This is a genomic window from Thermococcus prieurii (assembly GCF_054657655.1).
Map to the genome: position 1 here is coordinate 852,752 of NZ_BAAHYH010000002.1, position 23,820 is coordinate 876,571.

A 23,820-nucleotide genomic window follows, 5' to 3' on the forward strand; every position below is an offset into this window, starting at 1 on the left:
GAACAAAGGGGCATTTAAAGCGAAACCCTTTCGTTTATTACCTCAACTATTTTGTTTCCCTCTTCGAGGTACTTCACGAGGTCGAAGACCCTCTCGGTGAAGCCGCCGATGTAGATGTTCCTGACGTCGTGCTCCTCAAGGTAGACCTGGCCGTAGCCGGCCAAATCCCACGTGATGAGCCTCATCTCAGGGTTAATAGTCTTCCGGTATTGCCTCATGGCGCGCTGGAACGCGTCGTCGCCGTAGTTCTCGGAGTAGACGACCATATCCGTGAGCACGAAAATCCTGTCGAAGTACTCTCCCTTCCGCAGGACTTCCCCCATAGGTTTGTAGGCGTAGGTAGCGTAGCCGACCCTACTCCTCAAGACGTCCTCCGCAGTTTCAAAGATGCTATCTCCCTTTGGTATCCAGCGGTATTCGTCTGCGAATGCTACTATCGCCGTGTCGTACTTCTTGGCTAGTATCGCGCCGTAGAAGGCGGAGACCATCTTCAGGGTTACCCTGCTCCTCCTGCTGAGGGGGAAATCCATCGAGCCGCTGACGTCGACGAGGACAAGGTTTCTGCCATCGAAGTTGGGGAGCATAACGATGCTCTCCTCTATGGCTTTTCGAAGGGCCCGGAGGGCGATATCTCTAAGCTCGGCCTGTGTGGGGGAGTCAATTTTCATCCCCTTTAGGGCGAAGTAGGCGCTCAGGTAGCGGTATGGGTATACCTTCGCCCTGCGCATCTCCTTCGGGTCTGCAAGTATCTCCATGGCCCTCCTGAACTTCTTGGTATCAACCTCGTGCTCTATGAGGTTCCTAAGGTTCCTGAGGAGCGCGAAGACCTGCTTGTACCTGATGAACTCCTCGAGGACCTCATCCCATGTTTCAGCGGTTGAGCCTTCCTTGGAGACCTTGGCCTCCCACGTGCGGGTGTTCTTGAGCCCGCCCTCGATGAGCTCCCGGAAGGCTTTTTCCTGTTCCTCGTCCCTTGGTTTTGGATGAGTAAGCAGAATGACATCCTTAAGCTTGACCTGACAGCGGTCGCAACGGTACTTGGCGAGCTGGTAGCTGTCGAAGCGGGTGAAGCTGTTCCTTATGGCCTTCTTGAGGCTGTTGGGTATCGGCTTTCCGAAGAGGGCGAACTGGATGGCGAGGGCCTCGGTGAGCATATCCGGCCTTGTGAAGACTCTCTCGCCGACCTTCCGGGGTATGCCGGTGCCCTTGTACCTCTCGTGGTTGGCGAGGATAACCGTTCCGAGAGTTGGGAGGGAGCGGAGCAAGAGTTCCTCGCGGGCGTAAACGACGAGCTTGGCAACGAACTCTGGGTTTATCAGTATCGCCCTCTCAAACGCATCCAGGAGTTCCTGAAAACCCTCTTCAGCCCCGGTGTAGAACCTCGGTTCCCTCACGAGGTTGCTCGCGGCCCTGAGAAAGAGCTCGAGCTCCGGGCTCGGGCGGTAGGTTTTCCCACCTTCGAAGTTGAGAAGCTCAGCCCTCCTGTTGAACTTCACAATATCACCCCGGCGGAGAAAATCGGCGGGGGAAGGGGGGCGAACCCCCACCGGCCCTCCTGCCGGCACAGGATTAGCGAAGTATCCCCCGCCTGCACTTCCGTCACTATGGATTAATCCAAGAACTTTATAAATTTTACTGTGTCGAAAAGTAACAAGACAATGGTCGAAATGAGTTTAAATAATTTATTCTCAAGCTCAAGAGAACACCAGCACTACTCTCTAGACACCAAACACGTTGGAACGCCCATGACAGGCTTTAAGGAACCGGGCAAAGAGCACCCGTCTCACCAGCAAGCAAAATTGTAATGCACTAACCAAGTGCAACTCTGATTGGGGTTTAACACTAAAATAAAGCCCTCCAAGTGGTTTTAATTTCAATATCAGCACCCTTGGGGGTCCCAAGTTAAACACTTCACCTCAAAGTTAACATGAACGTAAACCCAAAACCAGCGGATTAAGAGGCATGCAACTCTCCCGGTGTCCTCTCTGGGGGTTTAACTCTTTGGTCAAGCTTTCCTATTCGCTCGAAGAAGGCGCCCGAAGGGCGCTAACGGGAGGAAACACGCTCGAGAATGGCAAGTTTGGAAGTAAACCCTTTGAAAATGAGCCCATTCAAAACGCATGCCTCACTTTGATGAAACTTTTCATCAAGAAAAGTTTCCCGCCAGCGCTTGCGAAGGAAGCTTTTGAACAAAGCTTCACCAAAAGTTTGTGATTCTTCCATCAAGGGTTTCTTTTGGAGTGTTTGCGCTTTTAATGGACTCTTATAGAATGCGAATTCCTAAATTTTGGGAGTTTCCTCGCTTGGGTTTACATTTTCCCGCGCTCCTTTGGAGCGCTTCTTAGAGAAACCCCTTCGAAAAGGTTCCTTAAAGATAATTCTCCTGAGAGTACTGCCATTTAAGAGTGCAACTTCTTAGAGTTGCGTTTTTAGAAAAGAATCACCAACCTTGGTCAAACTTCGCGCAGGCGAAGTTTGAATGGCGGGCCGGGCGGGATTTGAACCCGCGACCTTCGGCTCCGAAGGCCGACGCCCCATCCAGGCTAGGCCACCGGCCCACCCCCTGATGGTTCCGATGGGTTAAACATAAACCTTGCGGTTCGCGAAAACCTTTTAGGTTACCTCGGCTAATGTTAATTAGGAGAAAGGAATGAGAAGAAGCACAAAAGTGCTCGTCGTAAGTGGGGTCGCCATCGCGGGCTTTTTCGCACTTGCACCAGCGCTTCCCCTTTACCTTCTGCTGGCACAGAGATATGGAGCAAGTGCAGTGGATACAACAACTGTGGTTTTAGGACTTCTCGGCCTAATCACTTTAGTTGTCGGGGTAACACTCAGAAAGTTTGAGAGCCTTCCGAGAAACGTTGCCCTGTACGAGACCCTGGAATTCCTGATGCTTGGAACCTTCGGTGTAGCCTGGATAAACACACTCAACGGCCTCAGGGACATCGTCGAAAAGGTCACCGTTTCCATCGTCTTCTTTGTAGCTTATGTGGCATTTATGGAACTGCTGAGGAGAAAGCTCAACCCAGAGGGGTACAGAAGGACGTGGAAGATGGTTGTCGTCTTCAGGAAGCGCTGAGAAAAGTTTTGAAAGGCCCGCCCGAAGGCGGACAAAAGGGAAGAGGAATTCAGCCGAAGAGGGCGCCGAGGCCGGCGAGGGCGTCCTCCTCGCTGACCTCTTCCTCTTCCTCCTCTTCCTCTTCCTGGGCCTGCTCGGCACCGCCCTCAGCGGGAGCCGGAGCGGCGGCAACCGCGACCGGAGCGGCGACCGGCATGGCAGCCTTCTCGATGACCTCGTCGATGTTGACGCCCTCGAGAGCGGCGACGAGGGCCTTTATCCTGGCCTCATCCGGAGTAACTCCGGCGGCCTCGAGCACCTTCTTGAGGTTCTCCTCGTTTATCTCCTTACCAGCGGCGTGGAGCAGCAGAGCGGCATACACGTACTCCATTTTTTCACACCTCCAATCATCTTCATTCCTTTATTCACACATGTGCGAGGGAAAGTAATTCAGCCGAAGAGGGCGCCCAGTCCGGCGAGCGCATCCTCCTCGGATGCCTCCTCTTCTTCCTCTTCCTCCTCGGCCTCCTCAACCTTCTCCTCTGTTGGCTGAGGAGCCGCGGCAACGGCCACTTGGGCCTGAGCGTTTAAAAGCTCTTTGGTCTTCTCGTCGAGCAACTCCTCGGGCAGGTTCTGCGCTATGAGCAGGACGGCACGGAGAGCCCTGCCAAAGACCTCCTCGACGGTCTCAGGCGTGATGTAGCCGGCCTCAACTGCAACGTTCTTGGCTCCGAGGTAGGCCTTCTGGATGATAGCCTCGATGGTCTCCTTGGTCGGATAGGAGGTGTTAACCGACAGGTTGAAGGCGTGCATGTACGCCTGCTGGAGCATGTTGATGTACTCCTGCTCGTCTATCGCAAGGACGTCAGGAGTGTAAACGATGCCGTCCTCGTAAGCGGCGAGCAGGTTGAGACCGACCTCAAGGGGCTCGATACCAAGGGCGTTGAGGATTCTCGCGAGCTGTTCGGTTATAACCTCACCCGCCTTGAGAACGGTGTAGTCCTTCTGAATGCTAACCTTACCCTTCTCAATCCTCGCGGGGATTCCAAGGGCCTGCATCTCACCGACGAGCGGGCCCGGTGGAATCGAGGTCGGTCCGGCTGGAATAACGACGTCCTTGGGAACGACTGCTCCGGGCTTGGCAGGGGCCGGAGTCTTGCTCTCCTCGAGGAGCTTGTAGAGCTTGAAGGGGTTCATCTCTGTGGCGAGTATAGCAGCTCCTCCCTCGATGTAGTCGGCGAGCTTCTCCAGGTCCGGCTTGTTAAGCTCCTGGGCGGCCCTCTTTATGGCCAGCTCAATGAGGGTGTTCCTGCTGACCCTGAGAAGGGCCTTCCCGCGAAGCTTGTCACGCATCTTGCTGAGCGGATAAGCGGGGACACCGGCCACGTCAACGAGGGCAATCACTGGGTGGCTCTTGATAATCTTGGTGAGTTCCTCAACTTCCTTCTTCTTCCACTCGGCTACGTGGGCCATCTCCCTCACCTCTCAACCTTAACGGCCGGGCCCATTGTGGTCTTCACGTACACTGACTTCACCTGGTTCTCTCCGCGCTCGAGCTTGTTGATGATGGCGTTGAGAACTGCCTCGGCGTTCTCAGCGAGCTTCTCGTCGTCCATGTCCTCGGTGCCTATCGGGGCATGGACAACCGGGTTGTTCTTGAGCTGTATTCTGACGGTTCTCTTGAGCCTCGCAACTATCGGCTCGAGGTTGGTCATGGTCGGTGGAACAACCTGCGGCATCTTGTTCCTCGGACCGAGGTACCTACCGAGGTACTTACCTATCTTGGGCATCAGCGGAGCCGCGGCAATGAAGAAGTCGTAGCGCTTCGCTAATTTCCTCGCTTCCCTCGGGCTCTTCGCTATCTCCTCAAGCTGTTCTCCACTAATCACATCAAGCCCGAGCTTTTTAGCCGCCTCAGCCACGGCACCATCAGCGATGACCGCGATTTTTGGCTCCTTCCCACGACCGTGGGGCAGTACAACCTCAAGCTTAAACCTGTTCTCCGGCTTGCGGAGGTCTATATCCTTGAGGTTGACTGCTATCTCGACGGTCTGTGTGAAGTTGCGCGGCTTAGCCCGGGCCTTCGCCTCCTTCACCGCTTCCACGAGTTTCTGCCTGTCGAAGGCCATTTACAGCCCTCCCTTTCGTTTTCGATTTGAGCCGAAAAAGTCAAAGATGCCTAAAAGGAGGGATTTTTAAAGTTTTCCCTCACTCCTCGGCTTTCTCAAAAATCTCGTCGTAGAGTCCTTCGTCAATCTCCCTCTGAACTTCCCTCGGGTCCTTGCCTTCAACTGTAACGCCCATGCTGAGAGCCGTTCCGATGACCTCCTTCGCCGCTGCCTTGATGGTCGGAGCGAGCATCTGGTCAATCTTCATCTTGGCTATCTTGACGACCTGCTCCATGGTGAGGTTCCCGACCGGGTTGTGGACGGGCTCGCTCGAGCCCTTCGGAATGCCGAGCTCTTTCTTGATGAGCTGGCTGGTCGGGGGAATACCGACCTCAATCCTGAAGGTCTTCTTCTTGGGGTCTTCAACGATAATCTTGACGGGAACCTGCATTCCCTCGAATTCCTTGGTGGCCTTGTTTATCTCGTCAACGACCTGCTTAACGTTCAGTCCGAGGGGACCGATGGCCGGACCGAGCGGGGGTCCGGGTGTGGCCTTTCCACCTTCAACGAGGACTTCGACAACCTGTGGCATTCATCTCACCACCTTTACTTTTGTCTCGGGCCTGTCACTCCTTCTGGCGTTTGCTTATAAGTCTAACGTATTCGCCCCTCACCGTGACCGGTATCGGGACGATTGAGCCAATGAGCTCCACAACGATTTCGTCCTTGCTCTCGTCAACCCTGACGACCTTGGCCTTCTCGCCCTTGAACGGGCCGGCTATGAGTTCGACGATGTCGCCGGGCTCGAAGCCACTAACCGCTGGCTTCTCCTCGAGGAAGTGCTCTATCTCATGGAAGGGAATCTCGCCAGGGAGAACGCGCTTCGCGTGGCGGATTCCACTTATCGCCTCGTTGACGACACTCTTGCTTGAAGCCTCGATGAATATGTAACCTTTGACCTTACTTGGCGCAAGTATAGCCTGGATGGGGATGTTGTAGGTTTTGGCTTTGCTATATACCAGATTGGCCGTCGTTGTTTCCTGACCTACAGTAACGCTAACGGTGAATATCTTGCCCTCTGCCATCGCTTCCACCCCTGGCTCACGAACCGGTGATGAAGTAGCCAATCATCCTAATTACCATGCCGATTAGCCCAATGATAATCATTCCAAGCCCCGTAATCTTCACGGCAAGCTTGAACTCTTTCATTCCTGGCTTCCTTGTGACAAGCAGTACCCTTTTGGATTCAGAGAGGAAGCCACGGATTTTCTCTACCACGCTGGCCATTGTATACCCCCCGAAGTACTTCAGAGCTCGTCAAGGTCGAGCTTTATCGTCTTGCGCTCCCCTTCCTCACCAAAGTACGGCTTCTCTTCCTCCTCCTGAACGGCGTACGGCGAGCTGACACCGGTGACAACGAGGAGGATTCTAATCATCTTGCCGAGCTCCTCGTCGAGCTGGATACCCCAGATAACCTGCGCCTCAGGGTCGAGCTTGCTCGTGACGAGTTCGATAATCTGCTGGGCCTCCTCGAGCTTGACGTCGCTTCCGCTGATGCTTATCAGAGCACCCTTGGCACCGCTGATGTCAACGTCAAGGAGCGGGCTGTTCAAAGCCTGCTGGGCAGCCTCCAGGGCCCTCTTTTCGCTGTCACTCTCGCCGATACCGATCATGGCGACGCCACCGTCCTTCATAACGGCACGGACATCGTTGAAGTCGAGGTTAACCAGTCCGGGCTTGGTGATGAGCTCGGTGATGCCCTTGACGGCCTGGACGAGTATCTCGTCGGCGACCTTGAAGGCCATGTGAATCGGCAGGTTCGGGGCAACTTCCATGAGCTTGTCGTTCGGGATGACGATGACGGTGTCGGTGTTCTTCCTGAGCCTCTCGAGACCGTACTCGGCGTTCTTTATGCGCCTGATACCCTCAACGGTAAACGGGAGCGTGACGACGGCAACGGTGAGGGCCCCCATCTTCTTGGCTATCTCGGCTACGACCGGCGCGGCGCCGGTTCCAGTCCCTCCACCGAGACCGCAGGTAATGAAGACCATATCCGCGCCTTCAAGGGCCTCTCTGATTTCCCTCTCGCTCTCCTTTGCGGCTTCCTCACCCATCTTAGGGTTGTTGCCTGCCCCAAGACCCCTGGTGAGTTCTTTTCCAATGAGTATCTTTCTGTGGGCCCGAATCTTAAGCAAATCTTGGGCATCGGTATTAACTGCAATTATCTTAGCTCCCTGGATTCCAACCTGCATCATCCTGTTAACGGTGTTACAGCCGGCACCACCAACACCGACGACGTATATCTTGGCCTGAATCTGCTCAAGGAGCTTCTTAAGCTCCTCATCTATGTCCGACTGGGGCTGAACCTCAGGAACGGCCTTGGGCTGGGCCGCCGAGGTCCTCTCAATGGCGTCCTCAATCAGCTTCAGCATCTTTTCACCCTCCGAAGAGTTTAACACCCTTTGGAGTTTGTGGGGGAGTGGTATATAAACTTAGCTAACCCGAAACTGAACTTAACTGGCTGATCCTCTCTTTAAAGGTTTCGGCTCAGTCCCGGATGAACTCAAGGCCGAGCTCCCCCGCCAGCGACCTTGCGAGCTGTCTCGTCTCACCTCTGCTTCCCTTCCAGTCAACGTATATCGCCTCGACCCTCTCAGCGGTTCTCTCAATGGCCCTCAGAAACATCTCCCTTGGAAGGGGGTGCGCGTACTTCGGCGCTATGTGACCAAAGGCTATATCCGTCTCAAGAGCGCGCTTTGTCTGCTTCGGCGCATAGTGACCGCCACCTATTCCGATGGCAACCTTGAACCTGGCCTTTTCGTAGTTCTCGAGGACGTAGACAATAGTTTCAGCTATTATCTCACCCGCCCTGTCGTTGGCCCACTCCTCCTCGCTGGAGCCAATCTCTATGAAGAAGCTCGGAACTTCGAGCTCGCTCGGCCCGTGGTGTGTTGCCTCGTAGCAGACGGTCCAGCCGAGGTCGTTCAGCTCGTTCATCTTGAGGAGGGCAAGCTTCATGGCGCTCGGCAACGCTATCGCTAGACTCTCGTCCCTTCCGCCGTACATGGCCTTTCCCCAGTTGCCCGTCACGTGGGTCGTCAGGGCAGGCAACTTCTGCTTGCTCGAATGCCTGGAGGCGAAGGCTATCACCTCGGGCATAAAACCGAGCTGAGCCTCTATGGCCTTGTCGAGGTTGTCGTAGTAAATCATCTCGTCGTTGGTCGTGAGTATCAGAGTTTCCCCGCTCCTGTAAACGGGGTTACCGTCGAAGACCATGTCGGTTTCCTTGAACCCGAAGTTCTCGATGAGCTTCTCCATTATGTTCATCGAAGCCCTGTCGATTTTCGTGGTCATGATGACCTTCATGGCTTCCACCGGGCCACTTAAAGGGAGCAGAAATAAAAAGGTTTGTCATCCCCCACTCGTCATGTTCTGAAGGGTTTCAATTATTTCCCTGTTGGCACTGTCTATGTTTCTAGATGCCTGCTGAGCACTCTGTTTCATTAAACGTATAGCGATGAGCACCATGGTGAGCGCAAGTGCAATCATGAAGAGGTACTCTATTGCAGCCTGAGCAGGTCTCATACCCTCACCTCCAATCAGAACTAAGATGTTCGAGGTTATAACCTTTTGGTAAGGAAATCGAAGAGAAAATCAGTAAAGCATAACCTCAAAGCCCAACTCGCTGAGCAAATCGGCAAGCTCTTCGCCCTCAACGTAGGCCAGCAGGTGGTGGTTTCCGAGCGTTCCATCGAGGAACTCGGGGGCGTCATCGATTCTGAGCTTCACCTGCGTCCTGCACCTGTTTTCAAGGTGCTCGTTTCCAACAACCTCCACCCCAGCAACAACCGCACGCCTCCCGCGGAGCTTGAAGAGGCTCGCCTTTCCCCTGGGGAACTCGACGTCAACGCCAACGCCGATACCGCTCTCGAAGTGGCTCCTGAGGCGATAGCGCCAGAGCAGGGGCGCGGTGCAGTGGGCTATTACAACGTGGTTTTCCCCAAAGTCCGCGACGTTGCCCATGAAGGCGGGCTTATCGAAGTACTTCCTCACAATGTACATGCCGAGGAGAGAGTTCAGCTCACCCTCACAACCGGCAGGAATCCCTTCTGCATTGAACATTGCGAGGGCCAGACATGGCGTGGCGTTGAGCTTGCCTATAAGGTCGAAACAGCCTATCGTGAAGCCATCGAGCCTGTAATCGTGCAGGATTTCCTTGATTGCAAGGTATATCCTTCCAGCCTTCGCTAATACATCTTTTCCGGGTTCCTTCACCTCGCTTGCCTGCTCGAAGATTTCCTCAACGACCTTCCAGCCGTCCTCATCGCTTACCCTATCGTAGTACTCGTAGAACTTCTTAAGGCTAATCCTCGTGTAGGGGAGCTCAAACTTCTCGTTGACGAGCCAGGGAGAAACTCTGCCGATGAGGCCAAGCCTGGCCCTGAGGAATGGCTCAAGGGTTTCGAGGGAGTCCTCGTAGGCGAGAAGGGCAGCTTTAAGCTCGTTCATGTCCTTGACGAGCGTCGATGGGACAAGCCTTTCACGCAGGAACTCCCTGATTTCAATTCCAGCGGCGAGGGAGTTGTTGAAGGGGTCGCCGAAGATTACGGTGGGCCTTCTGAAGACGAAGAACTCTTTGAGGAATCCCTCGGTTCCACCCGTCAAGGGGTAGAGGATTATGGCGTCAACATCGTTGAAGTTGAGCTCCTCTTTGGCCTCCCGAAAGTCTGCCTTTGAGCTCAGCATGAAGCCACCGACGACGTCGAAGTCCCCGGAGAGAGCCGTGAGGAACTCGGAGGCCTTCTTCTCAAACAATTTAGGATTCGCGAGTTCGCTAAGACCAAAGGCAACGCCAACCTTCATGCTTCCACCCAACCTTTTAAAGCCCCGACCCTAAATAACCTTGTGGTGGCCGATGACGCTGAGGTTCGTCCTCGACACGAGCATATTCGTCAACCCCGAAATCCGGAAGGACTTCGGCGATAACCCAACCGAGGCCATGAGGACCTTTCTGGGCTACGCCGAGAAGCTCTTCGGGAAGGTAGAGTTCTACATGCCACCGGGCATCTACCGCGAGGTCATGCACTTCGTTGACGAGGAGCTGAAGCCGGAGATAGAGCTCTACATCATCAAGAAGCCTCCAAACCTGCACGACCTCAAGATTCCGGCCTTCGTCGTTTACGAGCTCATAGACGACATAAGGAGACGGGTTGACAAGGGGCTTAGAGTTGCCGAGAAGGCCGTCCGAGAAAGCGTCGTCGAGACGGACAACGTGGACAAGATAATCCAGAAGCTCCGGAGGAACTACCGCAAGGCCCTTCGAGAGGGAATCGTTGACAGCAAGGAGGACTTCGAGCTAATCCTTCTCGCCAAGGAGCTGGACGCGACGATAGTTTCTGCGGACGTTGGAATCCTGACGTGGGCGCAGAAGATGGGCATCAAGTGGATTGACGCTTCAGCGTTCAAGGACGTCCTTGAGGGTCTTGTCGAGAAGCTCGGGGGGAAAAATTTATAAAGGCTCCCTCCATCGTATCAACGTCAACAGCGCCCCGGTGGCTCAGCCTGGTGGAGCGGCCGCTTGGTAAGCGGCAGGTCGCGGGTTCAAACCCCGCCCGGGGCTCCATTACAGCCCTTTCTGACGAAAGCGCTGGCGGAAAGTGTTGTGCCTTTTTAAAAGTGCAAGTTCTAGATGGGTTTTCCGTCGAACTTGCTTAACTTTTGGTGTTTTACTCCAAGAAGGCGCCCTTTGGGCGCCGATAAAATGTGAAACTGCCTGAAAAATGTTTGTTTGAGGGATTAACCCCGTTCTAATGTTACAGTTGATTAGTGCACGACTGTTTTTCTGGTCTTTGGTGAGAAAGGCGCTCTTTTCGCCAGCCTTTCCCAAAGGCTGAGCGCGAAGTTTCATCAAAGTTCGTGATTCTTTCCTCAAGGGTTTCTTTTGGAGTGTTTGCGCCTTAATGGCTTTTGTGGGTTGTGAATTCCTCGATTTTGGAAGTTTTTTCGTGTGGGTTTGCTTTTTCTTGCGCTCCGAAGGAGCGCCTCTCGGAGAAACCCATTTCAAAGGGTCCCTTGGAGTGAATTCCCTTGGAGTACCACCACTTAAGAGTGCAAACTTCCTAGAATTGCGTCCTCGGAGAAGAATCACGAACCTTGGTCAAACTTCGCGCAGGCGAAGTTTGTGTGGTGCGGGGGCGGGGATTTGAACCCCGGAACCCCTACGGGAGTGGATCTTGAGTCCACCGCCTTTGACCAGGCTCGGCAACCCCCGCGCTCGCGGGACTCCCGAAGAAGTGAAAAAGGGCTGAGTTTATAAACCTTGCTTCAGCGCTCCATACTCAACATTGTGAAGAACCTAAGAAAAACACCACAAAGTTAATCTAGCCTCTCACCGACTATAATCCGGTGAGAGCATGGCGGTAAAAGCCGTTGATAGGCGAGTCTTCGAGTCGGTAATTGACGGCCTCGCCAAGGCCACAAAAGAAAAGCCAGAGGATATTGTCTGGTTCTTCCAGGTGAGAGAGTTAATGAACGAGATGGACAAACCCATGGGCGACGAAAAGGCCTGGAGAATAATCTTGAAAGACAAGAGAACCGCAAACTTAAGCACCATGGAGCTTCTTGAACTCGCGAGAGAGGAGCTTAAGAAGTTTCACCGCATCGAGGGGAAGCTGAAAAAGCTCGGAGTGATTTGAATGGCTCGGCTCAAGGTTGTCCTCGACACATCAATTCTAATCAGCGCTCTTAAGACTAAAGACCCTTCTCGAAGTCCTACCATCAGGATTCTTGAGCTTCTCAAGGAATCAACACTCCAGAACTATGGTTCCAAGGAGACCCTGCAGGAGATGAAGGAAACCCTTGCAGTCATCGGACTCCTTATTGGGAAACCAGAGAAGGCCAGGGCCATTTACAACCTCGTTCAAAACCACACCAAGAAAGTTTCTCCCCGCGTGAAGTTTGAAGATGACCCCAAGATAGTTAATGCCGTAGGTCACCTCGACGATGTTAAGTTCCTCAATGTGGTTTACGCTTCCAAAGCTCGCTACCTCATCAGCATGAACACAGCACACTTAGTTAAGCTGAGGAACGAAAAGACGCTCAGGTTCCAGCTCAAGAGGCATTGGTTCTACATCCTCACCGCCGGAGAGTTCCTGAAGCACATTAGGGAGAAATATGGGATTGAAAAGTAAAGAATCCTTCTTTCTCAGCGCTCCATCCTCTTGACCCCGTCCTTCGTGCCGACGAGAACGAGGTCTGCTATGTCCGCGAAGATGCCGTTCTCGACGACGCCGGGGATGTTGTTGAGCTCTATCTCAAGGTCGAGTGGGTCATCTATGCGGTGGAACTTGGCGTCGAGTATGAAGTTGCCGTTGTCCGTAACGACGGGCCCGTCCTTCTTTTCGGCCATCCTCAGTTCAGCGGTGGCGTTGAAGACCTCTATTTCCTCCGCGATTGCGCGCCATGCAACCGGAATCACCTCGATGGGAACGGGCATCTTCTGACCGAGCCACTCGACGAGCTTCGTCTCGTCAACGAGGACAACGAACATTCCGGCCCTGTACTCGATGATTTTCTCCATGGTGAGGGCCCCGCCACGCCCCTTGATGAGGTTCATCTGCGGGTCAACCTCGTCGGCTCCATCAACCGCTATGTCTATCGCGTCAACCTCGTCGAGGCTCACAACCGGAACACCGGCTTCAAGGGCCAAAAGCCTCGCCTGGTATGAGGTAGGGACACCGTAGACCTCCTCAAGTTCACCATCCATGATGAGCTTCCCGAGGTAGCGGATGAAGTAAGCGGTCGTAGAGCCGGTACCGAGGCCAATGACCATCTCGTCCTCGATGAGGTTGAGGGCCTCCTTGGCGACGGCCTTCTTCATTTCCTCAACGTTCATGAAATCACCCCGTCACGTTAAACACGCATTTAATCCCGGCCGTTCCGTTGTGGGCGACCTGGTAAAGGAGGCTCTGGTTAGAGTAGCAGACTGGCTGGAAGTTGATGGCCACCGAGTACGTCAGCATCGTGAAGTATAGCCAGAACAACAGCCAGCCCCAGAAAGCCTTCCTAAGTATAGCCCTCTCGTCCGGAACGTCCGGCGGGAGTTCCTTAATCAGCGCCATCACGAACTTGTCCACGAGGAAGTAGAGCAGGAAGCCGATTATCCAGGCGCTCCTGTTGTAGTACGCCAGCAGTCCGCTGATTACCCCGGTGATAATGCCCCATATGTAAACCGCGAACGAGAACTTGTACTCTATCTTCACGTCCTCCCACCTAAGGGGCTCTTGTGGGAGAGATTTAAAACGTTATCGAAAAGAGGAAGGGCTCAGCGAGCCCATCACTTGAGCCTTATGGCGTCGAGGTTGTTGGGCGCGCGCGTTGATATACCGAACTTCCTGTGTATGCTGGAGCTGAGGTCGAGGCACTTGTGGGCCTCGCCGTGGACGGTGATTATACGCTCTGGCCTCGGCCTGACGCGGGCGACGTAGCTTATAAGTTCTCTCCTGTCGGCGTGACCGGAGAATCCGTCTATCGTGTGGACCTCCATGTTGACCTGAACGACCTCTGTCCTGCCGTCCTCGCCGATGAGCGGTATCTCGCGTAAACCTCTCTGCACCTGCCTTCCGAGCGTGCCCTCGGCCTGGTAGCTGACGAAGATGATGCTGTTCTTCGGGTCGGGGGCGAGCTGTTTGAAGTACTCGACGCTCGGTCCGCCGACGAGCATGCCAGAGGTGGCTATGATTATGGCCGGCTCTCCGGAGTCTATGATATCCTGCCTCTCGCGCGAGTTGGCGACGCTCTTGAATATCGGGTTGAGGAACGGGTTGTAGCCCTCGTGGAATATCTGCTCGCGGAGGCTCTTGCTGAGGTACTCCGGGTAGGCTGTGTGAATTGCCGTTGCCTCCCAAATCATTCCGTCGAGGTAAATCGGAACCTCTATTCCTCCGACGCGCGCGTACTCCTCGAGGACCATCATTATCTCCTGGGCCCTTCCAACGGCCATCGCCGGGATGAGCACCTTTCCACCGCGCTTGATTGTTTCCCTTATGACCTCTATGAGCTTCTTCTCCGCCTCTTCCCTCGGCATCTGGTAGTCGTTGCTTCCACCGTAGGTGGACTCCATGACGAGGGTCTCAAGGCGCGGGAACCGGTTCACTGCTGGCTCGAAGAGCCTGGTCGGAATGAACTTGAAATCGCCGGTTACCGCTATGTTGTGGAGTCCGTTGCCTATGTGGAGGTGGACTATCGCCGAACCGAGTATATGCCCGGCGTTGTGGAGGGTCAGCCTTATGTCCGGGGCTATGTCGCGGACTTCGCCGTAGTCGAGGGTTATGGTGTGCTTTATGACCTCCTTTATGTCCCTCGGCCTGTACAGGGGCTCGACGCCGTTCATGTGCTGAATCTCGATGAAGTCCTGCTGGAGGAGGGTCATCAAGTCCCTCGTCGGCGGGGTCGTGTAAATCGGCCCGTCGAAGAGCTTGTAGCGGAAGAGGTACGGGAGCATTCCGCTGTGGTCGAGGTGGGCGTGGGTTATGATTATCGCGTCGAGAAGGCCCTCGTCGAGGACGTAGCGAAATTCTGGAGCGTCGAAGTGCGGAAACGCTTTGAGCGGGTCCCTCATCGAGGCTATGTTCACACCGAAGTCAACGAGAACGTAGCTCTCATCGGTCTGAACCAAGAGCGCGCTCCTTCCAACCTCGCGGAAGCCACCCAGGCCGGTAATCCTAATCCACCTGCTCTTGTACTCGGACTTGCGGTAGATGTTCCTGCCGACCTGCCTGAGGAACTTCCTCCTGTCCTTGCTCTCGGTCTGGAGAATCTGCCTTATCGAGTAAATCGTCTGGCTCTGGAGCGGTGGGGTCCTGACGACCCTCGGCGCCCAGTGGACCTTCTGCGTGATTAGACGAAGCGTCTCGCCGTTCTTTCCGATGACGAGGCCGGGCTTCTTGGCCTCTATGAGAACCTCGCCGACGGAGGGGTCGAAGCTGATGTTGGTTATCTCCGCCTCCTTCGGGACGAGCTCCTTAATCATCTCCTCGGCCTTCTCAGGCGGGATTAGGATGTCCGGGTCCGGGCGGACGCTTATCCTCTTCTTCAGAACCTTCGCAAGGTTCCTGATGAGGTCGCCGTCCTTCATTATCGCCTCCGGGTTCTTGGTGTAGATGACGAGCTCCGGCCCCTCGAACTCGACGTCGGTTATCCTCGCGTTCGGCGGAACCATCTGGGCTATGACCTCGCGAATCTCCTTGAGTATCTCGTCAACGTAGGTTTCCCTCCGAATCAACGCCACCACCTCAGAACAGCGCTTTGAGCTCCTCCTCGCTCCACTCGCGGTAGCCGTCCTCCGTTACCGTCACGAGTGTAACCCCACCCCCGGTGAAAACGTCCCTGCGGGTGGAAGCCTTTATCGCCTTCAGGGCGAGCCTTATTCCATCCCCCAGTGAGAGGTCATCGCGGTAGTTCTCCTCAAGGATTGAGAAGGCGAACTCCATTCCTGAACCGGCGGCGGTGAACTTGTCCTCCGTGACGCCACCGGCCATGTCTATCGAGTAAAGGCCCGGCTTCTCGTCGTAGCCGGCAATCAGAAACCAGCCGAAATAGGGCATGAAGCGGTTTCCGTGAAGGATGTTCGACGTGAGGGTTGCAAGGGCTCTGACGCTCATCTCCCTGCCGACCCTCGCGCGGTAAAGCTTTGCCTCAGCTCTTAGAAGTCTGACGAGGCTCAGTATGTCGCCAACGCTCCCCGCTCCTGCCAGGGCGAGGTGCTCGTCTATCTGGAAGACCTTCGTGACTCCCTCAGAAAGCACCATGTTGCCGAGCGATGCCCTTCTGTCTGCCGCTAAAACTACACCGTCCTTGCAAACTACGCCGACGGTAGTGGTTCCCTTTAGGTTCTCAGTCAACTACAACACCCCTGGAGTTGGTTTTTAGAATAGAAGAACCTCTGAACCCCGCTTAGAGAAAGAGTATTTAAAGGTTTCGCCCCACTCCCTTGGGTGGTTGTCATGGCAAAGGAGGTAATCCTTCTAACCGGCCCGCCCCTCAACGGGCGCGACGAATACCTGAGTGATGCCCTTGAAAAGGCCAGCGGAGAGAGCTACGCATACTACCACGTCTTCGACTACCTCCGCGATGTCGGAAAGGAGAGGGGTGTTAAGATAACCCGCAAGAACGTCCTTGACTTCGCGATAAACCACCAAGACCTGATGAACGAGATTCGCGACGAGGCCTTCGAGAGAATAAGGCGGGAGATAGACGAGAGCGACAAAAGGTTCCACCTCGTTTCGACGCCGAGCCTCTTCCGCTGGGGGAGCGGGAGCGTTATAGGCTTCACCCTCAGCAACCTCAAGCTCCTCAAACCTGACAGAGTCATCATTGTCCTCGACGACGTGCTCTCGGTCAGGAGGAGGATAATCAACGACCCCGAGTGGTTCGAGCGCTTCGGCAACGACCCGGACAACATAAAGCTGACGACCCTCGTCATGTGGCGCGAGGATGCCATAAACCACGTGAAGACCCTTGTCCACGAGCTCAAGAAGGAGGGAATAAACGTCCGCTACGTCCTCCAGTTCGGCATAAGGCACCCACCGGAGGTCTTCCTCGACCTGCTGGTCAGGGAGAAGGAGAAGCCCCTCGTCTACCTCAGCTACCCGATGACCGGCCACGAGGAGGAGTACTACCACCGCGTCAGGGGCTTCTACGACAAGCTGAGCGAGCACTTTACCGTTCTCGACCCCGGTGCCCTGGACGACTGGTGGGTCGTAGCTGAGTACGACAACCAGGTCGCCAAGAACCCAAACGTGAAGAAAATCAGGATAAAGCACCTCCTCGACGGGAACGAGGTTGATGAGCTCGAAAGGGGGGACATAGAGCAGGCAACGGAAATACTGAGGAGACAGCTCGTTGAGAGGGACTTCAACCTCGTCGATGTCAGCAGGGCCATAGCGGTCTACCACTACGCCGAGGGCGTTTCAGCGGGAGTCGTCAGCGAGATGGCCGAAGCTTACCGTACGCTCGCGGCGATATACCTCTATTACCCCTTCAAGAGGAGGCCCAGCCCGTTCATGGAGTTCTACGGCATGCAGAACCCGTCAAGGCGGACGATGTTCAAGGACGAGGACGAGATGATAAGGGCAATGGTGGAGGAGAAGGACTACTGGACGAAGGGCTGACTTTTCTTTTAGTCTTTCTTACCCTAACAAACCTGCTTTCAAGAACCTGTCGGGAGAATTGAGAAGGAAAGGAATGGAGAAGAAATCACTTCTTGACCCATCCGCGGTCCTTCATGGCCTGGTAGACCCTCTGGACAGCGACGACGTAGGCACCATCGCGCATGTGGATGTTCTTCTCCTTGGCGGTGTTGTAGACTTCCCAGAAGGCCTTGGTCATCTTCTTGTCGAGCTTCTCGCGGACTTCCTCCTCGGTCCAGTAGTAGCCGTTGATGTTCTGGACCCACTCGAAGTAGCTGACGGTGACACCACCGGCGTTACAGAGGAAGTCCGGAATCTGGAGGATGCCCTTCTCGCGGAGTATGTCGTCGGCCTCAGGGGTAACCGGACCGTTGGCAACCTCAGCGACAATCTTGGCCTTGATGTTGTCGGCGTTCTTCTCGGTAATGACCTCCTCGATGGCAGCCGGAGCAAGGACGTCAACATCGAGCTCGAGGAGCTCCTCGTTGGTGATGTTGGTCGCGCCTGGGAAGTCTTTAACTGAGCCGTGCTCCTGCTTCCACTTGAGAACCTCGTCCGGGTCGAGGCCGTCCGGGTTGTATATACCGCCCTTGCTGTCGCTGACGGCGACGACCTTCATGCCGAGCTGCTCCTTGGCGAGCTTGGCGGTGTAGTAACCGGCGTTACCGTAGCCCTGGACGGCGATAGTCTTGCCCTTGAGGTCCATGTTAAGAGCCTTGGCGGCCTCTCTAATGGTGAAGATGGCACCCTGGGCGGTGGCGGTGCCCCTTCCGAGGGAACCGCCGATGCTGAGCGGCTTGCCGGTTATGACACCGAAGGCCGGGCCCTTGCGCCTCATTATGGTCTCGTACTCGTCCATCATCCAGCCCATTATCTTGGGGTTGGTGTAAACGTCCGGGGCGGGAATGTCGGTCCACGGGCCGATGACGTCGTAGATGGCCCTTATGTAAGCGCGAGCGAGCCTCTCCTGCTCCCTCTCGGAGAGCTTCTTCGGGTCAACGATGATACCACCCTTACCGCCACCGTAGGGGAGGTCAACAACGGCAACTTTCCAGGTCATCCAGGTGGCGAGGGCCTTAACGGTGCTGAGGGTCTCGGCAGGGTGCCACCTTATACCACCCTTGGTCGGACCACGGGCCCAGTTGTGCTGAACGCGGAATCCAGTGAAGACTTTAACAGAACCGTCGTCCATCTCGATGGGAACGCTAACTTCAACAATCCTCATGGGCCTCTTGAGCCACTCAAGGGCCTCCTCACTTATGTCCATGTACTGGGCAGCTCTCTCGAGCTGCTTAACGGCCATCTCAAACGGGTCAATCTCGACCATAGCTACCACCTCAGTTTCGGTAATCTGCGATATCCCCTACGACCTTTGCATATATAAACCTTTCGGAAAAGGAGGCAGGAGAAAGCTTAGTTTGCAACAAAAAGTTAGCATCTCAAATTTTCGAAGAAATAAAAAGTTCTCTCGAAATTTTTAGCCAAAAAGAGGGATGTACATCCAAGATTTTATGAACATCAATGGACATCAAAATTCAACAATGAAGAGATGTGAAAAGGGCCCTCAGCGAGAAGTCGGTCATCACACAATCAGCTCACTCTCTTTCCAATCATCGGGCAATGTGAGTTTGAGGAGAAAGTATAAAACGATTGTCCACGCCATTTTGTTGAAAAAATGACAAATATTTTAACGAGTACTTGTCATATGGACACAGAACGCACGTTTCTCTGTTTAAAATTTGGAAAAATGACAACAAACCGCCCCCGAGTTATTTTACGGGAAAGTAAATCGTCTTTCGTCGAAAGGGGCCCCCAAAAAGCTTTTTATACGATGAAAGCCTTTATACATAGTGCCCCCGAGGTGGGCATTGGTATAAGCTACAATACATTTAAGTATGGAGGTGGCTGAAAATGGAACAGCAGAGGGACCAATGGGCGACCAAGATTGGTTTAATTTTGGCCATGGCCGGAAACGCGGTTGGCCTTGGTAACTTTGTGAGGTTCCCAACCCAGGTCGCCCAGAACGGTGGCGGCGCCTTCATGGTGCCCTACTTCCTAGCGTTGTTCCTCCTCGGAATACCAATAATGTGGGTTGAATGGGTCGCCGGAAGGTACGGGGGCAAGTACGGCCACGGAACCATCGGCCCGAGCTACTACCTCATGGCCAGGGAGAGCCTCAAGCCGAGAAGCGCCCTCATAATGGGTGTCATCAGCGGTATGGTGGCTTTTGCTGGAGTCACCCTGCTCAACAGTTACTACCTGCACCTCATCGGCTGGTCAGCCGCGTACACCTGGTTCAGCATAACCGGAGCCTACTTCGGCAAAAACACAGGAACGTTTTTCAGCAACTACCTCAGCAACCACGGCGAGGTGCTCCTCTTCTGGGGCATAACCATAGTCACCATCGCCATAGCCGTCGGAAGGGGTGTCAGCAAGGGTATCGAGAAATGGGTCAAGGTGATGATGCCGTTGCTCTACGTCTTCGCCATCATAATGGTCGGCTACGTCTTTGTCCTCGGTTCCCCAATCGACCCGAACTGGAGCACGCTCGATGGATTCGCCTTCATCTGGACCCCGAACTGGGCCTACCTCAAGGCGCACTTCTCGACGGTCATGCTTGCGGCCGCGGGACAGATATTCTTCACCCTGTCGCTCGGTATGGGTATCATTCAGAACTACGCCAGTTACCTCGGTCCCAACGATGACGTCGCTCTCTCCGGTATAGCCACCGTTTCACTCAACGAGTTCGCCGAGGTTGTCCTTGGTGGCTCGCTCGCAATTCCTCTGGCGACCGCCTACGCCCCGAAGATTGTTCCGGCAAATGTCCTGGACCAGGGCAAGAGCGCCGCCCTCGCCTGGATTGGTCACAAATTCGGTCTCGGTTTCGCCTACACGAGCTTGCCCAACGTCTTCGTCAGCATGGGCGAGGTCGGAAGGTTCTTCGGTGCACTCTGGTTCCTCCTGCTCTGGTTCGCTGGTTGGACCTCGGCTATAGCGATGTACAACTACCTCGTGGCCCTCTTCGAGGAGGACCTCGGAATCAAGAGGAGCATGGGCACCTGGCTCGTCCTGCTGATATACTTCGTGCTCGGACTGCCAGTTATCTACATCGGCCTCGACAACTACGTTACACCGCTCGACAACTGGATTAGCTTCCAGCTCACCCTGCTGGCCCTGCTGGACATCATAGTCGCAGTGTACCTCTTCAAGCCCGACAACTTTTGGGAGGAGCTCCACAAGGGAGCCTACGTCAAGATTCCAACGTTCTACAAGTGGATTACCCTCATAGTGGCGCCAATATTCCTGCTGATTCCGCTGGTCGGAACCTTCAAGGGCTTCGTTAGCGGCGGAATTCCGCCGACTGTGGGTGCAGTGATTATAGTGATGTTCATCATCGGAGCCATCGAAACCTACTTCGCCATCAAGAGGAAGTACGGCGAGGAGATAGCGAAGAACGAGGTGCTCATAAAGGTCTGAGGTGATGGCAATGGGAAGCTGGGTAATCTACATGCTCTTCGCGTGGTTCGTAATCTTCGCCCTGATGTTCTGGAGCATAGGGAAGCTCCTCGAGGCGGAGAAGCAGGGGCAAGGGTCTTAAACCCCCTTCTTTTTTTAGTTTTGGAGGGATAGACGTGAAAAGTCCGGGGATTCTTGAGGACACTGCCGAGGTTCTGGAAACGACGATACCTCGCGTTGAAAGGCTCACGGTTCTGAGCGAGAAGGAGAAGAGGAAGGTCATCAAGCTCATAAAGGAGGCCGCCGAGAACTTCAGACGGCTGTCAAAGAACGTCAAGAACGACAACGTTCAGCTGGCGGAGTTCTTCTTCAAGAAGGCGAAGGAGCTGAAGAACCTCAGCACGGACAAGGGGATTGAGCGCGAGGGCAAGAAGAAGTACATCGAGCGGGTAAAGAAGATGAACCTCTACTCCAAGTCGGCCGTTTACGACTTCGACCCGGAGATGCTCAGGGAACTGAAGAAGGCCTACCGCACCTACATATTCGGCATGACTGCGTTTTTCTTACTCGTCGGTGTTTACATGAGTCAGGTGATGGCCGTAACAGCCCTAATCCTGGCGCTCCCGATAATACTATCGATGCTCTCCCTCCAGAGGAGGGGCTACACTGGCCTTCTCCTGGCATACTCAGCGGCTCCAATCCCGATAATCCAGGGTGTCATGGGACTGACCTACGGCTGGAGGCAGCTGACGACGCCCGGTGCCATAGAAAAAATAGCGGAGACCTTCAACAAGAGCCCGGAGTTCGTCAAGGGCTGGCTGATATTCATGGTCGTCCTCAGCGCCGTCGAGCTGTACCTCATCGTGTACGGCCTCTACCTGCTCTACAGGCACCGCCACGCGTTCCTCTAAAGTTGCTCCACGAACCTTCTCAACCTTTTTATTGAAATCCTCGTTTTCCTTGTGAGCTCCTCAAGGTCCGCATGAAGAAGGTCCTCGGGTGTGTTTATCCCCGCTTTATTAAGCTTCGCAAGAGTTTTGGGCCCAATGCCCCTGACGTCTATGAGGCGCTTCAACCGTGGGCGTTTCTTCTCGGCCTTCAGCTTCCTGGGCGTTCCAATCCTCTCGACCCTCTTTGTCAGCCTCGTGTCAATCCTCCTCGCGAGGGGAACCTTCGGCTTCCTCCTCTTTACGAAGGCGAGCGAACTCGCGTAGAACCTCCCATCGGAACCCTCGAAGACGCTCTCACCGAGCTCGGCTTCCGCCTCAACGAACGTTCCTCCCACTTCCTCCGTTCTACCTCTCCCCTCTGGTGGCACCTCAGGAGGCTCCACGTACTCCTCAAGCTCAGGTGGATTGTCGCTGACGTAGTGGGCAACTATCACCGGCCTGAAGGGGTTGTCGCGCTCCTCAAGGCCCTCGAGGAGTGAAACGTCCATCTCGCCGGTCTTGAAGTACCTGACAACTTCGTTGGCAAGCCTGTGGAAGTCCCGACTATGGAGCAGAACGCGCCTCTCGGCGTAGGCCTTCGCCTGACCCGTCGTTATGAGGAACTGCCAGTCGCTCGCCTCGAGGATTAGAAGCTCCCTCGCGAGCTGTTCTATCGCCCTGTCGCCGAGCTTATCCTTCCCGTAAAAGCGGCTCGCTATTGCCACCATTCTGTCCTCCGCGCGGTAGATTTCCTCCCACGTCCACTCCGTTTCCGGATTCCACCAGGTCGAGTGGTCCGCGTTGGCGCCCCACGAGCCTTCGGGCAGCTCGACCTCAAGCCTATCGCCGGAGTAGTTAGAGAGGAAGGCTGAAAGCGTCGTCGTTTTGATTCCCCTCTCGGCAAGAAGCTCGAGGACGCGGCCGAGCCATCTGACACCCTCGTACCACCAGTGACCGAAGAGCTCGGTGTCGTAGGGGGCAACGATTATCCCCTTCTCACCGGTTTCCTCCTCGAACTCACCCAGTAGGGTCTCGACGAGCCAGACGAAGTGCCTCGCGTGCACTTCAACCCGCTCAAGGGCCTTCTCGGGGTCGTAGAAGTCCTTATCGCCCAAATCAACGTCCTTACCCGTCACGCGCCAGTACTGGTTGCCGCTGTGTTCGGCCTTCCTGTGGAACTCCCTGTACCAGTAGTCCCCTGGGTAGCCGTAGTGTGCGCTCCAGACCTGATGACCCGTCTCGCGGTTCCTCGCGAAGACCGCAACGTTTGACCCCTTGACCCAGTAGGGCCTGAGCGTCGCAAGAGAACCGGTAGGAACCGGGGCGCCGTAGGAGTCGCTGACCGGTCCGCTGTCAATGAGGTTGCTCTCGACGAAGAAGTACTCAATTCCAAACTCCTCAAGGAACTTCTCTACCCCCTTCCTCTCGACGGTTCTTCCGCCCGGGAGCTCCCACTCGCCACTCTGCCGGTAGGCGCACTCGGAAACCCACATTCCCCGAGGTCTCCTCCCGAAGTGCTTCTCGTAGGTTGCTATTCCGTTGGCTATCTGGGAGCGTATTGACTCCTCCCTCCAGAGGAGGGGCAGGTAGGCGTGTGTCGCGGGGGAGGTTATGATTTCAAGGTAGCCCCCCTCCTGAAGCTCCCGGAACCTGCCGATTACGTCTCCGTTTATGGCCTTCCAGTAGGAGTAAACACGCTCGAAGTGACGGAGGACTTCTCTAACGGACTTCTCAGGATACTTTCCAGATTCGAGGTTCTCTCTCGTCCTCTCGATTTTCCTCAAGAGATACTTCTCAAACTCGGCCTTGACGTAGTCGTCGGCCAGCTGTTCCATCAGGACGGGCGTTATGTTTACCACGAGCTGGAAGCGAACTCCCGAGTCCCTTAGGCGCTCGAACTCCATGAGCAGGGGCAGGTAGCTCTCGCTCATCGCCTCGTAGAGCCACTCCTCGCCGAAGGGCCACTTGCCGTGCTTCCTGACGTAGGGAAGGTGAGTGTGAAGGACGAAGGTTAGGTAGCCCCTCATGGTATCACCGGTGGTGTTTAAGCCTCATCGTATTTAACCTTATTCGGAACAGAC

General features: G+C 54.9%; 24 protein-coding genes and 3 tRNA genes. 8 read left to right on the forward strand and 19 right to left on the reverse strand.

The features are described from left to right. Positions 1-14: 14 nt before the first annotated feature. Together ACYQ04_RS07865 and ACYQ04_RS07870 are read right to left on the reverse strand one after the other, a co-directional pair. Positions 15-1,496, reverse strand: coding sequence for a TROVE domain-containing protein (locus ACYQ04_RS07865; RefSeq protein WP_460128651.1), 1,482 nt, complete (start codon positions 1,494-1,496; stop codon positions 15-17). A gap of 984 nt (positions 1,497-2,480) precedes the next feature. Next, positions 2,481-2,558, reverse strand: a tRNA-Arg gene (locus tag ACYQ04_RS07870). 92 nt (positions 2,559-2,650) lie between these two features. Between ACYQ04_RS07870 and ACYQ04_RS07875 the strand changes: the two genes are divergently transcribed. Next, positions 2,651-3,079 (forward strand): hypothetical protein, encoded by a 429-nt coding sequence (locus ACYQ04_RS07875; RefSeq protein WP_460128653.1) that lies wholly within the window; start codon positions 2,651-2,653, stop codon positions 3,077-3,079. 49 nt (positions 3,080-3,128) lie between these two features. Here ACYQ04_RS07875 and rpl12p read toward each other — a convergent pair whose 3' ends face one another. The 10 genes from rpl12p to ACYQ04_RS07925 form a co-directional block, all read right to left on the reverse strand. Further along, positions 3,129-3,449 (reverse strand): 50S ribosomal protein P1, encoded by a 321-nt coding sequence (rpl12p, locus tag ACYQ04_RS07880; RefSeq protein WP_167914522.1) that lies wholly within the window; start codon positions 3,447-3,449, stop codon positions 3,129-3,131. Between the two features lie 59 nt (positions 3,450-3,508). Further along, positions 3,509-4,531 carry a 50S ribosomal protein L10 gene (locus ACYQ04_RS07885; RefSeq protein ID WP_460128655.1) on the reverse strand — a complete coding sequence of 341 codons (1,023 nt, stop codon included), beginning with the start codon at positions 4,529-4,531 and terminating at the stop codon, positions 3,509-3,511. A gap of 5 nt (positions 4,532-4,536) precedes the next feature. Then, complete coding sequence (locus tag ACYQ04_RS07890; RefSeq protein WP_460128657.1) at positions 4,537-5,187, reverse strand: 50S ribosomal protein L1; 651 nt, start codon at positions 5,185-5,187, stop codon at positions 4,537-4,539. 79 nt (positions 5,188-5,266) lie between these two features. Continuing rightward, positions 5,267-5,758 (reverse strand): 50S ribosomal protein L11, encoded by a 492-nt coding sequence (locus ACYQ04_RS07895; RefSeq protein ID WP_167914520.1) that lies wholly within the window; start codon positions 5,756-5,758, stop codon positions 5,267-5,269. A 34-nt stretch (positions 5,759-5,792) separates the two neighbouring features. Beyond that, entirely contained in the window at positions 5,793-6,251 is a 459-nt protein-coding gene (locus ACYQ04_RS07900) for a transcription elongation factor Spt5 (RefSeq protein WP_460128661.1), read from the reverse strand. 16 nt (positions 6,252-6,267) lie between these two features. Further along, positions 6,268-6,453 (reverse strand): protein translocase SEC61 complex subunit gamma, encoded by a 186-nt coding sequence (locus ACYQ04_RS07905; RefSeq protein WP_460128664.1) that lies wholly within the window; start codon positions 6,451-6,453, stop codon positions 6,268-6,270. Between the two features lie 20 nt (positions 6,454-6,473). After that, a complete protein-coding gene (gene ftsZ / locus ACYQ04_RS07910; protein WP_460128666.1) occupies positions 6,474-7,598 on the reverse strand; it encodes a cell division protein FtsZ in 1,125 nt (374 codons plus the stop codon). A gap of 115 nt (positions 7,599-7,713) precedes the next feature. Continuing rightward, positions 7,714-8,532, reverse strand: coding sequence for a D-aminoacyl-tRNA deacylase (locus ACYQ04_RS07915; RefSeq protein ID WP_460130064.1), 819 nt, complete (start codon positions 8,530-8,532; stop codon positions 7,714-7,716). Positions 8,533-8,577: 45 nt separating this feature from the next. Continuing rightward, a complete protein-coding gene (locus tag ACYQ04_RS07920) occupies positions 8,578-8,751 on the reverse strand; it encodes a class III signal peptide (RefSeq protein WP_099209912.1) in 174 nt (57 codons plus the stop codon). 69 nt (positions 8,752-8,820) lie between these two features. After that, complete coding sequence (locus ACYQ04_RS07925; RefSeq protein WP_460128668.1) at positions 8,821-10,029, reverse strand: hypothetical protein; 1,209 nt, start codon at positions 10,027-10,029, stop codon at positions 8,821-8,823. Between the two features lie 58 nt (positions 10,030-10,087). Here ACYQ04_RS07925 and ACYQ04_RS07930 point away from each other — a divergent pair, with 58 nt between their 5' ends. Together ACYQ04_RS07930 and ACYQ04_RS07935 are read left to right on the forward strand one after the other, a co-directional pair. Next, positions 10,088-10,681, forward strand: a complete 594-nt coding sequence (locus ACYQ04_RS07930; RefSeq protein ID WP_167728999.1) for an RNA ligase partner protein — start codon at positions 10,088-10,090, stop codon at positions 10,679-10,681. Between the two features lie 31 nt (positions 10,682-10,712). Then, positions 10,713-10,789, forward strand: a tRNA-Thr gene (locus tag ACYQ04_RS07935). A gap of 561 nt (positions 10,790-11,350) precedes the next feature. Here ACYQ04_RS07935 and ACYQ04_RS07940 read toward each other — a convergent pair. Continuing rightward, a tRNA-Leu gene (locus ACYQ04_RS07940) sits at positions 11,351-11,438 on the reverse strand. A gap of 141 nt (positions 11,439-11,579) precedes the next feature. On the opposite strand from ACYQ04_RS07940, the gene ACYQ04_RS07945 reads away from it, so the two are divergent. After that, on the forward strand, positions 11,580-11,861 hold the full coding sequence (locus tag ACYQ04_RS07945) for a hypothetical protein (RefSeq protein ID WP_460128670.1): 282 nt from the start codon (positions 11,580-11,582) through the stop codon (positions 11,859-11,861). Then, positions 11,862-12,356, forward strand: coding sequence for a putative toxin-antitoxin system toxin component, PIN family (locus ACYQ04_RS07950; RefSeq protein ID WP_460128672.1), 495 nt, complete (start codon positions 11,862-11,864; stop codon positions 12,354-12,356). 14 nt (positions 12,357-12,370) lie between these two features. Here ACYQ04_RS07950 and rpiA read toward each other — a convergent pair whose 3' ends face one another. The 4 genes from rpiA to psmB all read right to left on the reverse strand — a co-directional run bounded on the left by rpiA (position 12,371) and on the right by psmB (position 16,067). Beyond that, positions 12,371-13,060, reverse strand: coding sequence for a ribose-5-phosphate isomerase RpiA (gene rpiA, locus ACYQ04_RS07955; RefSeq protein ID WP_460128674.1), 690 nt, complete (start codon positions 13,058-13,060; stop codon positions 12,371-12,373). Positions 13,061-13,064: 4 nt separating this feature from the next. Beyond that, positions 13,065-13,427, reverse strand: coding sequence for a hypothetical protein (locus ACYQ04_RS07960; RefSeq protein WP_460128676.1), 363 nt, complete (start codon positions 13,425-13,427; stop codon positions 13,065-13,067). Positions 13,428-13,501: 74 nt separating this feature from the next. Then, positions 13,502-15,448: a beta-CASP ribonuclease aCPSF1 gene (locus tag ACYQ04_RS07965; RefSeq protein WP_460130067.1), complete on the reverse strand. Its 1,947-nt coding sequence runs from the start codon at positions 15,446-15,448 to the stop codon at positions 13,502-13,504. A 10-nt stretch (positions 15,449-15,458) separates the two neighbouring features. Then, the gene (psmB, locus tag ACYQ04_RS07970) at positions 15,459-16,067 is read right to left on the reverse strand and encodes an archaeal proteasome endopeptidase complex subunit beta (RefSeq protein ID WP_460128678.1); all 609 of its coding nucleotides are present in this window, start codon (positions 16,065-16,067) and stop codon (positions 15,459-15,461) included. 102 nt (positions 16,068-16,169) lie between these two features. Here psmB and ACYQ04_RS07975 point away from each other — a divergent pair, with 102 nt between their 5' ends. Continuing rightward, a complete protein-coding gene (locus tag ACYQ04_RS07975) occupies positions 16,170-17,336 on the forward strand; it encodes a hypothetical protein (protein WP_460130069.1) in 1,167 nt (388 codons plus the stop codon). 85 nt (positions 17,337-17,421) lie between these two features. Here the strand turns inward: ACYQ04_RS07975 and gdhA are convergent, their stop codons facing one another. Continuing rightward, positions 17,422-18,681 (reverse strand): glutamate dehydrogenase, encoded by a 1,260-nt coding sequence (gdhA, locus tag ACYQ04_RS07980; RefSeq protein ID WP_099209905.1) that lies wholly within the window; start codon positions 18,679-18,681, stop codon positions 17,422-17,424. A gap of 584 nt (positions 18,682-19,265) precedes the next feature. Between gdhA and ACYQ04_RS07985 the strand changes: the two genes are divergently transcribed. Together ACYQ04_RS07985 and ACYQ04_RS07990 are read left to right on the forward strand one after the other, a co-directional pair. Continuing rightward, the gene (locus ACYQ04_RS07985; RefSeq protein ID WP_460128682.1) at positions 19,266-20,831 is read left to right on the forward strand and encodes a sodium-dependent transporter; all 1,566 of its coding nucleotides are present in this window, start codon (positions 19,266-19,268) and stop codon (positions 20,829-20,831) included. 155 nt (positions 20,832-20,986) lie between these two features. Continuing rightward, the gene (locus ACYQ04_RS07990) at positions 20,987-21,721 is read left to right on the forward strand and encodes an alpha-glucosidase (RefSeq protein ID WP_460128684.1); all 735 of its coding nucleotides are present in this window, start codon (positions 20,987-20,989) and stop codon (positions 21,719-21,721) included. On the opposite strand, the gene ACYQ04_RS07995 is transcribed toward ACYQ04_RS07990, so the two are convergent. Further along, a complete protein-coding gene (locus ACYQ04_RS07995) occupies positions 21,718-23,766 on the reverse strand; it encodes a 1,4-alpha-glucan branching protein (protein ID WP_460128686.1) in 2,049 nt (682 codons plus the stop codon). The two genes, ACYQ04_RS07990 and ACYQ04_RS07995, sit on opposite strands and share 4 nt — an antisense overlap. Between the last annotated feature and the right edge of the window lie 54 nt (positions 23,767-23,820).